The organism is Rickettsiales endosymbiont of Stachyamoeba lipophora (genome assembly GCF_003932735.1).
Lineage (GTDB): Bacteria > Pseudomonadota > Alphaproteobacteria > Rickettsiales > 33-17 > RICK01.
This window is the reverse complement of the sequence record NZ_CP033611.1, coordinates 1,600,264-1,616,075: the sequence shown is the minus strand read 5'-3', so window position 1 is coordinate 1,616,075 and position 15,812 is coordinate 1,600,264. Positions and strand designations below refer to the sequence as shown.

General features: G+C 29.5%; 17 protein-coding genes. 10 read left to right on the top strand and 7 right to left on the bottom strand.

Annotated features, from left to right (window positions below; all coding sequences use genetic code 11):
* Nucleotides 1-315: 315 nt before the first annotated feature.
* Together EF513_RS07320 and EF513_RS07315 are read right to left on the bottom strand one after the other, a co-directional pair.
* Nucleotides 316-558, bottom strand: a complete 243-nt coding sequence (locus tag EF513_RS07320; RefSeq protein ID WP_125216743.1) for a hypothetical protein — start codon at nucleotides 556-558, stop codon at nucleotides 316-318.
* A 409-nt stretch (nucleotides 559-967) separates the two neighbouring features.
* Complete coding sequence (locus EF513_RS07315) at nucleotides 968-1,372, bottom strand: hypothetical protein (protein ID WP_125216742.1); 405 nt, start codon at nucleotides 1,370-1,372, stop codon at nucleotides 968-970.
* 85 nt (nucleotides 1,373-1,457) lie between these two features.
* Here EF513_RS07315 and EF513_RS07310 point away from each other — a divergent pair, with 85 nt between their 5' ends.
* Complete coding sequence (locus EF513_RS07310; protein WP_125216741.1) at nucleotides 1,458-1,739, top strand: AAA family ATPase; 282 nt, start codon at nucleotides 1,458-1,460, stop codon at nucleotides 1,737-1,739.
* A 216-nt stretch (nucleotides 1,740-1,955) separates the two neighbouring features.
* Here EF513_RS07310 and EF513_RS07305 read toward each other — a convergent pair whose 3' ends face one another.
* From EF513_RS07305 to EF513_RS07290, 4 genes are all read right to left on the bottom strand, one after another.
* Complete coding sequence (locus tag EF513_RS07305) at nucleotides 1,956-2,522, bottom strand: hypothetical protein (RefSeq protein WP_125216740.1); 567 nt, start codon at nucleotides 2,520-2,522, stop codon at nucleotides 1,956-1,958.
* A gap of 66 nt (nucleotides 2,523-2,588) precedes the next feature.
* Entirely contained in the window at nucleotides 2,589-3,020 is a 432-nt protein-coding gene (locus tag EF513_RS07300; protein ID WP_125216739.1) for a GNAT family N-acetyltransferase, read from the bottom strand.
* Nucleotides 3,021-3,029: 9 nt separating this feature from the next.
* Nucleotides 3,030-3,263, bottom strand: coding sequence for a hypothetical protein (locus EF513_RS07295; protein ID WP_125216738.1), 234 nt, complete (start codon nucleotides 3,261-3,263; stop codon nucleotides 3,030-3,032).
* A gap of 7 nt (nucleotides 3,264-3,270) precedes the next feature.
* Nucleotides 3,271-3,750, bottom strand: a complete 480-nt coding sequence (locus tag EF513_RS07290) for an EVE domain-containing protein (protein ID WP_206425198.1) — start codon at nucleotides 3,748-3,750, stop codon at nucleotides 3,271-3,273.
* A 168-nt stretch (nucleotides 3,751-3,918) separates the two neighbouring features.
* On the opposite strand from EF513_RS07290, the gene EF513_RS07285 reads away from it, so the two are divergent.
* The 5 genes from EF513_RS07285 (at nucleotide 3,919) to EF513_RS07265 (ending at nucleotide 8,863) form a co-directional block, all read left to right on the top strand.
* Nucleotides 3,919-4,710: a hypothetical protein gene (locus EF513_RS07285; RefSeq protein ID WP_125216737.1), complete on the top strand. Its 792-nt coding sequence runs from the start codon at nucleotides 3,919-3,921 to the stop codon at nucleotides 4,708-4,710.
* Nucleotides 4,711-4,988: 278 nt separating this feature from the next.
* Nucleotides 4,989-5,669, top strand: coding sequence for a recombinase family protein (locus tag EF513_RS07280; RefSeq protein WP_125216736.1), 681 nt, complete (start codon nucleotides 4,989-4,991; stop codon nucleotides 5,667-5,669).
* Nucleotides 5,654-6,394 (top strand): recombinase zinc ribbon domain-containing protein, encoded by a 741-nt coding sequence (locus EF513_RS07275; RefSeq protein WP_125216735.1) that lies wholly within the window; start codon nucleotides 5,654-5,656, stop codon nucleotides 6,392-6,394. The genes EF513_RS07280 and EF513_RS07275 overlap by 16 nt, the downstream gene beginning before the upstream one ends.
* Before the next feature lie 170 nt (nucleotides 6,395-6,564).
* The gene (locus EF513_RS07270) at nucleotides 6,565-7,734 is read left to right on the top strand and encodes a tyrosine-type recombinase/integrase (RefSeq protein WP_125216734.1); all 1,170 of its coding nucleotides are present in this window, start codon (nucleotides 6,565-6,567) and stop codon (nucleotides 7,732-7,734) included.
* Between the two features lie 337 nt (nucleotides 7,735-8,071).
* Complete coding sequence (locus tag EF513_RS07265) at nucleotides 8,072-8,863, top strand: DUF2608 domain-containing protein (protein ID WP_164503865.1); 792 nt, start codon at nucleotides 8,072-8,074, stop codon at nucleotides 8,861-8,863.
* A 7-nt stretch (nucleotides 8,864-8,870) separates the two neighbouring features.
* Here the strand turns inward: EF513_RS07265 and EF513_RS07260 are convergent, their stop codons facing one another.
* Nucleotides 8,871-9,944, bottom strand: a complete 1,074-nt coding sequence (locus EF513_RS07260) for a hypothetical protein (protein WP_125216732.1) — start codon at nucleotides 9,942-9,944, stop codon at nucleotides 8,871-8,873.
* Nucleotides 9,945-10,163: 219 nt separating this feature from the next.
* On the opposite strand from EF513_RS07260, the gene EF513_RS07255 reads away from it, so the two are divergent.
* From EF513_RS07255 to EF513_RS07240, 4 genes are all read left to right on the top strand, one after another.
* Nucleotides 10,164-11,984 carry an ABC transporter ATP-binding protein gene (locus EF513_RS07255; protein WP_125216731.1) on the top strand — a complete coding sequence of 607 codons (1,821 nt, stop codon included), beginning with the start codon at nucleotides 10,164-10,166 and terminating at the stop codon, nucleotides 11,982-11,984.
* 49 nt (nucleotides 11,985-12,033) lie between these two features.
* Entirely contained in the window at nucleotides 12,034-12,780 is a 747-nt protein-coding gene (locus EF513_RS07250; protein ID WP_125216730.1) for a 4'-phosphopantetheinyl transferase family protein, read from the top strand.
* A gap of 261 nt (nucleotides 12,781-13,041) precedes the next feature.
* Nucleotides 13,042-14,634, top strand: coding sequence for an MBL fold metallo-hydrolase (locus EF513_RS07245; protein WP_125216729.1), 1,593 nt, complete (start codon nucleotides 13,042-13,044; stop codon nucleotides 14,632-14,634).
* Between the two features lie 25 nt (nucleotides 14,635-14,659).
* The gene (locus EF513_RS07240; RefSeq protein WP_125216728.1) at nucleotides 14,660-15,775 is read left to right on the top strand and encodes a phosphotransferase-like protein; all 1,116 of its coding nucleotides are present in this window, start codon (nucleotides 14,660-14,662) and stop codon (nucleotides 15,773-15,775) included.
* The last annotated feature ends 37 nt before the right edge of the window (nucleotides 15,776-15,812 follow it).

Below are 15,812 nucleotides of genomic sequence, written 5' to 3'. Positions count from 1 at the left end.
CGAAGTTATATATACTAAATAAGTAATATCATAATAATTAACAATTAGCAATGTAGCTAATTGGCAATTAGATAGATTATATATCACCAGAATGTAGTACAGATTGAAATGAGATATTAACGGTAAAATAGATGCAACTATATTTTATCAAGTATCAATAAGTTATGAAATTCTGATTGTAAGATGAGAGGAGTCAAAAGGCACATTATTCTAATAATTTACCTTTTTATAAATATAGCAAATAATATAAGTTTTATCTCTCGTTTAATATAAGAAGATTTTAAACTATCGAAGAATAGAATTTAAAAGAACCTATCAAAATTTCATGACTATTTTATAATCTTTAAAATTATGCCTAAGTAGCTCCCAATCTCTATGCCAATCATCCTTTAATAAAGCAGAAGAAATAGTAGCTGTTGGGCGTAATTTGAAATAAGAAGGCCGGAATCCCCATTTAATTCCGCCCAGAACTATAAGAGTTTTAGTTTCTTTATCAATTTCCACTGCATAAGCATGACTTTTCCAAAAGCTAATAGGTTCATCAAATAGCGTATACATCCAGATAGGAATATCATAAAAATCTTGTTCTAAAGTATATAGAGGAAAAATATATTTATTAGAGGTTGCATCTATAAATTACTGCTATTTCAGATCTTTAATATCAGTATAAACTACATGTATACAAGCATGGTGTTTTGCTGTGGTAGTTATATCAATGGTAGGAAAATATGAATTAACGCAGCTTAATTGGCAAGATCATCTTTTTTGTACTTAGCAAGTATGATTTTCTTGTAGCACCTCTTTCTTCTTGGAATGAAATAAAGCATAAATTTAAAAATTTAACTATAAAACTTTTTGAGCAAAGTGGACACGCTCCACAATATGAGCAAGCTGAGTTGCTTAATAAAGAATTGCTTAGCTGGATAGGTAATAATCATTAAGTATTGTAACCATTAATAAAAAACCATTATTTCTCTTGAAAAATATTCTTAGCTATTGCTCTTAAAGTGATATCATCAATTTTAGTTCTTTCGGGTTGTTGTATTTCTTGAATAGACTCTTTATTATAAATTTGTCCTAATTCTGATTTGCCCAGGTGAATTAGCATTTGGACGTTACCATTCATTGCTACTTCCATTTGTTTTATTCTAATGATTGTATGTCTTAAAGCAATGCCATCTTGTAGTACTTTTTGTACAGCTGGTTGGTTTATAATTCTCTGATAAAAGGTATCATTTGAAACGCCAAGATATTCTATTATTGCTTCATTAGAAAAGCTAAGGAAAGAAAGTGGAAGTAACTCATTAATCTCGCTTTCAGCTAATATAGATTTTGATCTAGGTCTACCTTTAGGATTATTTGATCTTCTCACTTTTCTCTCCGTTAACTAAAATTTAATCAACCTTGTGTCTATTGCTTCTCAAAAGTATAACATTATTTAAGGCCTCCTCTTCGGCTTGTTCTCGACTGAGGACGCATCATACTATAAGATTCCAAATAGTTTAACTAAAGAACTTAGCAGGATAAAAGATAAGAATATTTATAAAACTCAAGTGTTTTTCATTCGTAATTTAGGCTTTATTGAAAATACTGAAGCTAGAAAAATAAGCTTTGAAGAAGCAAGGAAATTTGAGCAAATTCATGAGCAAATTTATAATGATTTTGGTTATGAATTAATTAATATCGAACCTGCAGGCATAGCAGATAGAGTAAAACAAATTTTAGAGTATATACAGTAATGCTATGATCAATCCAATAGTAATTCTAGGAAGTTCAAGAAGCAAGGGTAATACCCTGGAGTATCAAAATGGTTTAAATCGATAATATGCCTATTATCGATTTAAATGAGATTAACTAAGTAATAAGATAGGATAAAAAATATATTTAAAATATTAACCTGCATTATAACTAAACATAATGCAGGTTAATATTAATTAGGTTGGAGTAATAGCTAATTATAGACGAATAATCCCTGCTGTATTATTCTCTTGTTTAAGTTGTTCAACTTCAGCAAATGAAGCAAATGAAAAGGTCTTAATATTGAAATTCCAATCAGGTCGTACATCAGGGCTTATATCACGTGGAAGAGTATTAATTTCTCCATTGTATAAAGCCCTACTAAGATTTGCTACCGTATTAACTACCGCGCCTGCCGCAGGTAGAACAAGACTCGCAGGCATACCAACAATACCTAATGCCACCTCAGCAAGGCTAGCAGCAAGCCAGAAACCAAGTATAAGCGTATTATTTAAAAGAAAAATACCTGCTGTACTCAATATATCTTCAGCCTTATCATATGAGAGATAACCATCTGTCTTGAATAGAGAACTTATTACATCATTAATTCCTCTTTTAATAAGTCTTCCAGATTTTTTTAAAATAGGACCGGTATATTGATAAGTTGAAACTAAAATATCAACCACTGCTACCGGAACAACTGCCAGTACAGCTCCTAATTTTGGTAATGTATTCTTAGATATAATTTTAACCATTTTTAAACCATTTTGTATATTAATGACCATAGTATTAACATCTAGTTAATACTATGTCAATACTAATTTAATGTTTTATTAAATTTTAAACATTACCTATAAATAATAATCTGCACCCAACTCTTTTGTCTTACTTAAGAGGTATTTTAACATCCCAGTTGCATAACCTTTGTCTTGATGTTTAGGAAAAGTAGCCACCTTATCTATCCTGGCAATATTGTTATTTATAGAAAATGTTAAAGAGGTTACAGGGCTGTTGTCTATAAATCCTACAAAATGATATAATTTACCTTTATTATCTTGGAATCTTTGGTGAGATTTAACATATTGCAAGATAGATTCTTCATTAGATTCAAAAGCTTCACAAAGAGGTTGCTTCCACTGATTTAGATTATTATCATCTTCTATTATTTGTAGCTCATTAATAATGAAAGTGGTGTGTTTAGCTAAATCATAAATCATTGCTGTTGATTGATCTATTTCTTTCAATCCTTTAGCCTCAAAAGCAGTTTGTAGTTCTCTAGTCACATATTTTTCTTAGACTATCCAAATCCATGGTAAGTTATAACTATTGTATATTTCTACTACCTTATTTAAAGATGAATTGGGAGATATAATAAAATCTCGCTGTATTATAGGATTAAGACCAGCCGAATCTACTCCAGTTATATAAGCAACCGTTTTATCGTCTATCTTGATTATTTCTTTACTAATATTGCTGAAAAAGAAATCCTCTGCCTTATAGAATAACTCTATTATGTGATCTTTCATTTTATACCTATTTATTTGGCACGTATCCTAACATTTCTTTAGCTATAATTTCAAATGATTCTTGGTCGATTTCTAAAAAGCCAAATCTAAAAACATATCCCCAGGATTGTTTGTTCTTAATAAAGTTAAGCTTTGGAATAAACGGGATTATATCAACATGCTTTGCATCTTGAAAATATTCAATATTTCTTCTAAAAGGTTTAAAGCCTGGAAACATCTCAACCTGGTACGTTTCATCATCTTTAACAATGCCAATTGCAGTAAATTTTTTGTAAGTATTTGAACCTTCCATGGTAATTTTAGAGGAATAATAAATAACATAATCACCCTTTGTCAGCCTCTTAGCAGGGCCGCTTTTACCATGACAAAACTGGCAAATACCTAAGTTCACTCCATTTTCCACATGACCTTTAGAGGCCACTCCCACCCAAAATCTTGGATTATATTTAGCTATTTCTATGGTGTAACTCCAGTAAAAGTTTGGCAAAAATTGTGCTATTTTTATCTTAAATAAATTAGGCAATTTTCCTAAATTCTAAAAGCTAAAGCACTGGAATGAAACTTACCTGAAAATTAAATAGCTTCTAATATCTTTAATTACCAGTGGTAATATTTATTGATTTTTATATTACATATGTGTAATAATGATATTTGTATGAATAAAAAAGTAGTTTTAAATTTAAGTCATGATGTGAGCCAGTTTTTAAGCCTTATAAGTGATTCTAATTCATTAATGAATCAAATCCTAAGCAGGCATAAAGAAAAGTTGTTTTCAGTTAAGGCTACTCCTTTAACATCACGAGTTCTAAACCATTGGATTAAAGAAGGTCTGGTTGATTCCTCATTAGAAGAAGGGATGTATAAATTCAGTTTAATTGATATATGTTATCTAGAAATTCTTGTAGAATTAAGGTTGTATGGGTTTTCGATAGAGAAGCTTAGAAAAGTGAAAGAATCTTTATATGGGGAAGAGATGCCGTATATGGATTATGCTTTTGCAAGAGCTGCTAGCTATAAAACAGATCAAACATATCTGACAGTATTTACTGATGGTACTGCTAATGTAATGGGAACTCACGATTTGTTGGTGAATGAGAAACTTAATACTCATTTTACCTCTTATATTAAATTAAATTTAAATCATATATTTGGAAGGCAACTTAAGAAAAAAGATAGCTTCGTTGCTGATAGGCCATTTGTAACAGCTTTATCCAAAGAAGAAAAAGAAACTATCTTTAATATCAGAAATGCGGAAGATGATTTAGAAGAAATCAAAATTAAGTTCAAAAATGGTAAAATATTTGAGCTTGAAAATATACATCTAATTGATGATGAAGAGGATATAAAGCAAATTAAAAAAGATAATATACCATTTGGTGAAGTATACTTTAAATATAGGAATGACAAGATTAGCTATGCTAAAGTGGTTAAGAAGAAAAGATTATAGCATGGGAGGACCCCAGCTTTTATTAATATTTATAATATCTACCAAAGGTCTTGGCGATGTTATGCATTACATGGAATTTTGTCATGCAAGATATCGAGACATACCAATACCTTTTGGAAGGGATAGAAATTACTAACGAAGAAATCGAGAACTTGGTAATTAACTTAACAACGTTAATAAATATTTAATTAGATGAGCAATTTAAAATATATACATGAAGCAGTTATTTATTGCAGAGTATCTAGCGCAAAGCAAGTTACTGAAGGGAATGGAATGGAATTGATTCCCAGGAAAAAAGATGCAAAACCTTTGCAAAAGGACTGAATTATAAAGTTGCTGGTGTGTTTAAAGACGAAGCAGTTTCTGGGGCGATGGGTGTTAGAAAAGGATTCGAGGCTCTACTAAAGTATCTTGATAAAAAACCTAATTTAATAGTAATTGTAGATGATATTAGTAGATTAGCAAGAGATGTAAGCTTATATTACAATTTTAAGAATGAGATAGAAAGGAGACGGGCTCGGTGTATTAGCTTAAACCAACAATATGACGAAACGCCTGAAGGAAAGCTTAGTGAAAATATTACTGCTTCATTTGCTCAATACGAAAGAGATAATAATACAAGAAGAGTAATCTCAAGACAAAAAGAAAGGCTACAACAAGGATTTTGGGTTTTTCGAGTTCCATTAGGTTATTATTACCCCAAAGGGAAGGATAAAATTATAAAAATAGATTATGAAATACGAGATATAATTATTGATTTATTTGAAGGTTATGCAGCAGGAAGGTTTCAAAATTATGTGGAAGCTAATTTATTTTTAGCAAGTTTTCCACAAATAAAAAGTAAATATAAGACAGGTAAAGTACCAAAAGAGTTATCTAAAAAAATACTTACTAGCCCCTTATATGCTGGCTATATTGAAATAAGTTCTAAAAGCTTTAGTATATCTCTACTAATGTAGCTTTTAGAAAAGATAATTATGAATGCTTTCTACTAAGAGGATTTTTAAAATGTCAATGTTGTAAAACAACGCTAACAGGAAGCTTTTCTAAAGGCCGGAATGGTCACCATCCTTATTATAGATGTCCTACCAAACCTATCAACTGTGAAATGGGTGGGAAAAGCTTTAAAAAAGATGAAGTAGATAATTCTTTTGCTATGCTTCTTAAAGGCTCTCAACCTTCCACACAAGCTATAAAGCTAGCTAAGTTTATTCTACAAGAATGTTATGATAAAAAAGTTAAACAATTAAACTACACTAAGAAAACCATTATTGATGAGATTAAAGCTCTGGGAATTCAGGAAACAGCTTTAATCAAGAAAATTATTAGTACAGAAAACCAGAAATTAGCAGAAAGTTACGAACAACATTTAGTAAAAATAAAAGAAGAGATAACTATTAAAGAAAGCTTGGTTTCTGCTTATGAGACAATTGATGCTTCATTTGGAACCGCTTTATGTAATGTTAGTAATTTTCTGCAAAATCCTTTAAATCTATGGCAAAACGGTAATTTTGAACAAAAAAGAACAGTTTTAAAGTTGGTTTTTGCAGATAAGCTTACCTACCACAAGAAAAATGGATTTGGAACCGCTAAAAAGACTTTGCCTTTCAAGCTATTTGAGGATGTTAAAAATTCTAATGAAGCTTTGGTGGAGCCAGGCGGAATCGAACCGCCGACCTTTTGAATGCCATTCAGTTAACTATTATATCATCAAATATCACTACATAACACAAGCCCTACTATTTGCTTGACATTTATCAATACAAAAAGTATTTGGCTATCATAAGAAATCATATTTTGCCATAAGTTTTGGTCACTTATTGGTCACTTAAAATTACTAATGGAAAACTAGATATGTCAAATGCGATAAAATTAACCAAAAAAGAAATAGATAAATTTCAATATAATGGGGGATGGGATGTAAGGTGGGATACAGAAGTCACAGGTTTCGGAGTACGAGTATATGAATCAGGAAAGAAGTCATACATTTTATCTTATAGAGTATCTGGACGTAAGAAACTTGTGGTCTTAGGTAGCACTCAAGTTCTCACGTTAGATCAAGCAAGAAATATGGCTAAACTTCACTTAGCAGAAGTTATCAAAGGTAATGATCCATCTGAAAGCAAAGGTAGAGGCAAGAAGGAAGTCGGCTTCCAAGAATTCTGCAAAATATATATAGAAAGACATGCTAAAAAGCACAAAAAAACTTGGAAAGAAGATCAGCGCAAGATAGAGAAACACCTACTTCCAATATGGAAAAATATGAGTTTAAACTCAATAACCAAGACTGATATAATGAATCTCCATATTAAAATAGGAGATAATACTCCTTATGAGGCTAATAGAACTATTAACCTCTTGTCTACTTTATTCGAACTTGCCAAAGAATGGGGTTATCTAGATGAGAGTTATTCAAATCCAACCAAATATATCAAATTATATAAAGAGCAAAAAAGAGATAGGTGGGTAAGTTCTGAAGAAATGCCAAATTTAATTCAAGCTATCGAAGCTGAAACCAATCTTTATGCAAGATATGCGATTTGGCTTTATTTACTAACTGGTATGCGCAAATCAGAATTATTGCAGGTTAAATGGTCAGATATAAACTTTACTCGCAGAGAAATTAAATTAGATGATACTAAAGCAGGTAGAGTGCATTATATACCTCTCAGCCAACCAGCGGTAGAGCTGATTTCAAACATCCCAAGAATTGATAACAATCCTTATTTGCTGCCAGGTCATGTTAAAGGCAAGCATTTAATAAATATCTCTAAACCATGGAATCGTATTAGAAAAAATGCTAACTTAGAGAATGTAAGACTCCATGATCTTAGAAGAACGGTAGGCTCATGGCTTGCTCAATCAGGAAAAAGCTTACATCTTATTGGAAAGGTATTAAATCACTCAAATCAACGCACCACTGCTATATATGCCCATTTTGCTAGAAATGATATCGAAGAAGCGCTGGAAGAGCATGGTCAAAAGATTTTGAAAATATATAATAATAGAAAAGTTGATATTTAAGCTAAAAGACTATTTAAAAAATACAAAAACAATTTATTATGTAAATTATTCTTCTTAACTCAGAGTACTAAAATATTGCAAATAAATGAATCTGATTGCCAACATAAATTATAGTTACCCAATAAAAATAAGAAAACTTAAGATATAATTTAGTAACTAATATGTTTGAAAACTTTAAACTTAGAAAACAAAGTTATATCAAGATTAAAAATTTTGAAGTATAAAAACACTAACAACTAATACCCCTATTAATATTATAAACCTAAAAAGGCTATTAATGCGCTTCTTTAAATCTATAGTTATTTTTCTATTTTGTTGCTTCTTTTTAGGATGCAATATGAATCAACACAAAAAAGCTTTTCTCAATAAAATAACATCTTTCTTGGAGGTTGATTATAATATATTAGAAAATGATACCTTAGTAGTATTTGATGTTGATGACGTATTAACAGTACCTAATGCTACAACAGGCATGTATGGAGAATATAAAAATAAATGGGGTGAGATAATTAATGAGTATAAAAGAAAATCGCCTGATTTTTCAAAGAATCTAGAATACTATTTATCTATTTTATATAGTCAACAAGAAGAAATTATTTTAGATCCAAGTATTTATAAGGTTTTACATAGTTTAAAATTAAAGAATATTCCAACTATTGCCTGTTCATCATGGAAAACAGGTAAGTTTGGAATAATTGAAAATATGGCAGAACATCGTTACAAAGTTCTAAAAGATTTAAATATAATGTTTGATTGGTCTTATTATAATATTAAGTTAAATTTATTAGTAGATGGAACAGATAAAAAACCTGCTTTTTCAAAGGGTGTTATTTGTACAGATGGAGCTAATAAAGGAGGAGTATTATTAGCATTTTTCAATCAAATAAAATATAAACCCAAAAATCTGATATTCTTTGATGATAGTTTAAAAAATATGAATGATGTTAAAAATATGTGTGAAAAGAATAATATTAATTTTATAGGTTACCATTATATTAAATCTATACCCTCAAACTGGAATGAAAAATTGGTGAGATTTAAAATTGAAAATTTAATTAAGCATAATATATGGTATAAAAACGATGAAATTGCATTATTTCATTTTAAGAAAAATAAAAACCATAATTAATTGAGACTTAACAAATTGGCTTAATCGATATACCATTTTCCAAATATTGAAGACTAACAGGGGAATCTACCATTATTCTAAAATCTTCTTCTTTAATTATCGAATAGTCATTAATAACTGAATCAGTAAATGTAATAATATCAGGGCTTTTAAAGCCATTTAAGAGAATTTCATTTCTTGAATCATTGTTAAAAAGAATAAAATAAAACTCTTTATTATCGGAATTTTTATCTATTACAATTTGACGAAAATCCTTTCTTAAATCATTAGCTATATAAGTATCATTTTTTTTAATCTGATATTTATCAGATAGTAAGTTATGTTGTTCAAAGTATTTACGATTGAAAGTAATAAAGTTATTGTTAACTAAATTCTTTAGTTCAATAATTTTAGGAATAAGAGCTTCTATTTTAGATGGTTGAATACAAAGCTTTAACGACATTAAGTTATTTTCTTTATCAATACTTTGCAATAGGGACTCTTCATTATTGAAAGAGCTATTTTTCCAGAGATAAAGAGATTGGTAGGGGTAGCTACTCATTATGGCTACTAGCTTAATTTCACTTTGAAGGGGATAATTAAAATTAAGTAGGTTCAATGGGCGGTCTGTAATACCTAATTCTATATTTTCATTGTCCATCTCGGTATTATATTTAGTTTTTATTAACGCATATTTATAATTAGGGAGTATTTTTGATAAGAAGTCTATAATATTAGAAAGTGGCCATAATTCCAAAACATTTTTTACAATTAATAAGTCTGCTTTATAATGTTCAGTGTGGGTTAAATAATCTTCTTCGAGTACAATAAATTTTACATTTTCCCCATTAGCAAAAATCTCATTATTTTTTTGAATTACTACATCTGAAATATCTAATCCTATATATTTTAAATCATCTGGCATTTTTGTTTGGCTCATAATCTGCCAATCACCACAACCAAAATCCACCATGCTTTTAATCTTAAATTTAATAAGAAATTGTTCTAAAAACCTGATATAACCAATATCAACTTTAGGCAAAAAACCAGAGCCATACTTCCAGCTGTTATATTTATAAATGTTATTATAATGATCTTTCATTTTAATTTCCTATACTAATACTGAACTTTTTATAAGTGAGGTCTCATAAAAATAAACTACTTCTATCTAACAAATTTCAGTATAACATATAATAAACCTAATTTTTTATAAACTATCAATTACTAATTAAGTAATAATAAAGATTTGTTCTCTAAAAAGAGATATAGAAGGTTGTATTGGTAGATTGATATTTATTTTTAAAGAGAGAATATAAAAAATATGCAGGAACTTTTATTTAGATACTTTAAACCGTCTTCGATTCTAACCTCTTTAAATTTAACTGACAATATCTCTAGGTTCATCTGGAGTTTATTAAAGCAATACAAAGCTGGGATAAGCTTCATGGTCTTTACTGCTATAATCTTTGCGGTGGATATTACGGCACGGCCTTATTTCATTAAGATAATTATTGATGCGGTTAACCTTAATACGGAAGGCGCAAAGTACTTAAATATTTTATTAAAACCCATTGCTGTATATATTGCTATACTTTGTATCGCTAATCTATTCTATAGGTGCTGGGATATGGTATGTCTTAAAGTTTTTCCTGAAATGAAAGCCAAAATTATTTACAGTTTAGTTGATTATACTCATGTTCATTCATATGAATATTTTCAAAATAATTTTGCTGGAAGCATAAGCAATAAGATAGTTAATGATGTGACAAATAGTATTGAAAATATTATTCAAAGCTTAATTAATGGTATGCTTCCCTATAGTTTAGTATTTGTTTTTGGGTTAGCAATATTAACTTCTACTCATAAGTATTTTGGAATAGTTTTCTTTATATGGTCTTTATGCTATTTTATTATGTACATTAAACTAAATTCGCAGATAAAGAGTAGGTCTAATATATTTGCCTATAGTAGGAGTAAACTCGTAGGAAGCTTGGTAGACTCACTTAACAATGCTATTAATGTAAAACTTTTTTCATCTAAAAAATACGAGCTAGATTTTCTAAGTAGAAATATTCTGGATGTGGAAGAAAAAGAAAAGCAACTTCATTTTGCTACTTTTATACGTTGCTTATTCTCAAGTATATCAATTATTATTCTATCAATAATAATGTTAAGCCTATTAATATACACTAAAAATTTAAACTTAATTACCTCCGGAGATTTTGCACTTGTAATTACCTTATCATTTTCCATTATGGAGGTATTGCAAACTCTCTCTAAAAATTATTTAATCTATTCAAAAGAAATAGGTATATGTAAACAAGCATTATCCGCACTTATGACTCCTTATGATATTAAAGATTCACCTAATTCTACTGTGCTTAAAGTTGCTAAAGGTGAAATCATTTTTGAAAATATCAGTTTTTCATATAATAAAGATACTACCTTATTTGTTAATCAATCTCTTATTATAAATCCAGGACAAAAGATAGGTTTAATTGGATATTCTGGTAGTGGCAAAACTACTCTTGTTAATCTAATAATGAGACTATACGAGCTTAAACACGGAAGAATTTTAATTGATAAACAAGATATTTCAGTGGTTACTCAGGATTCATTAAGAAGAAATATAGGCTTTATTCCTCAAGACCCAGTTTTATTTAACCGTACTGTATTAGAGAATGTCAGATATGCTAGGCCTGAGGCATCAGAGAAAGAGATAATTGAGGCTTGTAAAAAAGCTAAAGCGGATGAATTTATTAGGGAAATGCCTGATGGGTATAATTCTATGGTAGGAGATCGAGGAGTAAAATTGTCTGGAGGGCAAAGACAACGTATAGCAATAGCACGAGCTATACTTAAAAATTCTCCTATTTTAATACTTGATGAGGCCACGAGTGCGCTTGATTCGATCACCGAATTATCTATAGAAGAAAATTTAAAGGAAATAATGCAAGACAAGACAACACTTGTTATTGCTCATCGACTCTCAACGCTACTTTCTATGGATAGAATATTAGTGTTTAATAATGGTCAAATTATAGAAGATGGATCTCACCAAGAGCTACTTGCTAATAATGGTTTATACAAAGTTCTATGGGATACTCAAGTTGGAGGATTTCTTAATGAGAAAGAAAGTTAATTTTTAGGTTTTCTATGCAGTATAATAATTATTATAAATAAGCATTGTTATGACATTAATAATAGATAATGAGTTGAATGATTTTCCTATAGAAGAAGTGTGGGTCTATAGTCTAGATGTGCAAAATTTTAAAGACAATACCAAATACTTATGGGACCTTCTTTCCAAGGAGGAACAAGAAAAGGCTAGCAATTTTTATAAATCTTTTTTAACCCAGAATTATATTATTTCTCATGCAGTTTTGAGGTATATTCTAGCATCTCACACTAATAAAATCCCAACTGAAATAGAATATCTGCATAACAAATATGGCAAGCCATTTCTATCTGATAGCAATATAAAATTTAATATGTCCCACTCTCATAATAAAGTCGCATATTTGGTGGCAGAAAATTGCAATGTTGGAATTGATATTGAATATCATGAAGATAGTTTGGAAATTTTGGAAATAGCTAAGTTGGTCTTCACCACTCAAGAGTATAGTACTTTGAGTGCTCTCCCACCAAAGGAACAAATATCATTCTTTTATGATGTGTGGGTTAAAAAGGAAGCATTAGTTAAGTTGTATGGCAAAGGAGTATCTTATCCTTTAGAAAGTATAGAGACCACCAACTTAAAAAATGGAGATCAAATATTCTTAAAAAGCCATGATGTAGAAGATAATAAGGGTTTTTATTATTCTTTGCTATTAAGCTATGATTATTCTGCTGCCCTCTTTACTGCACGTCAAGTGACTAAAATAAATCATATAAAATTAAATTCACTTGATTGTCTGGATAAATGCTTTTGTTTTTAACTTCCTTCTGAAGTTAGTTATTTGTTTTAATGTTCCAATAAATTCTCTTTGAAAGGAGCAAAATTATATTTAGTTCTATTTAACCTTATTTATATATCTGTTAGTTAAGAAAGAATTTATTATCTCAAATAATTAGTAAATACCTAATTATGCCTTGATTATTATTATAAAATTATTACGCTACTTAAATGAATTAATAAAGCATTGATAAATAACAATTATTTGATCAATGCTCTTGTGTATTAGAATAAAGGAAAATTTATGAAAGAGTATTTTTTAAAAAGTACTGTAAAAGCTGAACCATTAATCTGGAGATGGTATGCATGGCCTTATCTTATTCCACCTGTTACTGCAGGTTGTAATATTATTGAACGTCATTTGAAGATCATGCAATCATATGTACAAAACCCCCAAATTCATGCACAAGCTGTTAAAGATCCTAAGATGCTCGGAGGACCGTTTATAGATCTTGAAGGAAAATTTGTAGATGAGATTAAAGAGTTAATTGAATGGACTAAATCAGAATGTGCTGATTTAATTTCATTAAGCAATGCTATTAAAGAAGCGAATAAATTATTGCAGAATGAAGCTACTGGCGGATCTGTAGAAGAAATATATAAAAAACTACCTTCAAATATTAGAGGTCATGTAGAACTTGTATATGATTTAAATCATCATCCATCTTTACGTTTAATTGAACCAACTTTATACAAAACTTATTATGATGATAGACACCAAGAAATTGCTCTTTCAGATACTATAAGTGATTATAGAAAATTTGTTTTAAGTACCCCCAGATTATATCAAGATGATGAAGTGTATTTAAAAGTTCCATTTGCAGATAAGAGGCTCGATACTCTTTTTTTAATAAAAGAACAACCTTGTGACTTGCAAGAGACAATTGATTTGTTTGCAATTCCTGAAGAAAAAATAGCGCTATTTAAATCACTATTTACCACCACTGCTCCTAACAAAATAATGGATAATAACTATGAAGGAGAGGGAATAAGAATAAGGTATTTTGGCCATGCATGCCTTTTGGTGCAAACTAAATCTACTTCAATTTTATTTGATCCAGTGATCAGTTATCCCATTAATAGTGAAGTTCCAAGATATACATTTCAAGATTTACCGGATCAAATTGACTATGTGATAATCACCCACAATCATCAAGATCATTTAATGTTTGAAACTCTATTGCAACTTAGGCATAAGATTCGTCATATTGTTATACCTAGAAATTTAAAAGGGTCATTAGAGGATCCATCTATAAAGCTTATTTTGAAGCATATTGGATTTAACTCAATTATAGAACTAGATGAGATGGATGATATTAATTTTGAAAATGGCAAAATCATAGCTCTTCCTTTTTTAGGTGAACATGCTGATTTAAATATTCAAACTAAACTTTCATACTGCATCAACATTCAAGGCAAGCAATTTATGTTTGCAGCGGATTCTAATAATTTAGATGAAGCACTGTATGAAAATATTTTTAAGATTATTGGTCCAGTAGATATGCTTTTCGTAGGTATGGAATGTGATGGAGCACCGCTAACATGGTTGTATGGACCTCTGTTAACCACCTCGCTTAGTCGTGTACATGATAGGAGCAGGACTTTATCAGGATCAAATTTTGATAAAGCTTGGTCAATTGTGAACATTCTTCAATGTAAACATGCATATGTTTATGCAATGGGAAAAGAACCATGGTTGAATTATGTAATGGCGTTAGATTACTCTAATGAATCAAAACAAATTATTGAATCAAGTAAATTCGTTCAAGCATGTAAAGAAAAAGGAATAGAATCTGAAAGATTATTTGGAAAGAAAGAATGGATTATTGAAAGATAATAATATGTAAAAATTAGGGGGATAAATGATAGAAAATCTATTAGTAATTAAAATTGGTAATCGAACTCCTATAGGGCCTAAACCTAATAATATTGTTTATATTAAAGAAGAATTAGATGCAGAGAAAACCAGACTAACACAAATCCCTTTAGCTAATTTTTATAAAGAATGGTCTTTATGGTCTCGTTGCTTTGGTAGAGTAATAGCAATAAATGGGGTGTCTTCTTCAGGGAAGAGTACCTTAGGAAAAGCCTTAATAAAGTTTGGTTTTACAATTATAAGTATAGACAATGTATATACTGAAATATTATTCGAAAGGCTTTCTAAAAAATTTACTGAAATATTTGATTTATTAACAGTCACGCTTAAAAAAGATGATATTATTAAAATTATATGCGGCTATAAAATAAACAATAATATCTTTAAAAGAAATAAGGAAATAATACAGCAACTTTTAGTTGCTATAGATTCCAATCGAAATGACATTTTAAGTATTAGTCCATTAGAGCAATACAAACATGTTTATGCTCATGCCAAAAAATATATATTTAGAGGAGAGAATGTTACACTTGATTTGGTGATATCCAGCCAATCAAGAAATGATTTATTGTCCTATTCCTTTAATTATTATCCTATTGTAAGAATTTTACTTCATTGTCCCTTGGAAGAAAACATAAGAAGGTGCTTTGAGCGTAATGATGAGGCGATTAAAACAGATACATTTAATTATCGAGATCCTGTTATGATTGTTAACCAATATAATACTTTTTATGAATTTTCTAAAACAAATTTTCAATTCCAAGCTATAGGCAAATTAAATAATAAAAAATCAATATGGTCTGAGTTAAATAATATTCTTACAAGCTCTTTTTATTCTACCAAGGTCTTTACAGAAGAACTTCTTTTAGAAAAAATCAATAATGCTAAAAACACAATAAAGAATTTAGTGAGCAGCTTAGGATTAGGCAGCCAAGAAGATAGTTATATTATACCCCGTATTGAATATGATTATTTGGTTAATAACACATACGCAATAGAAAAAATAAGTTCGTTAGCTAACTATCTTTCTCGAGGAGGAAGTATGGTAGATAAATATATATTCCAAAGAAAGAAGGAGGCTAAAAATTTCATGAGTATTTAGTAGATGTGAAATATCAAACATTTTAGAAATAAATAAA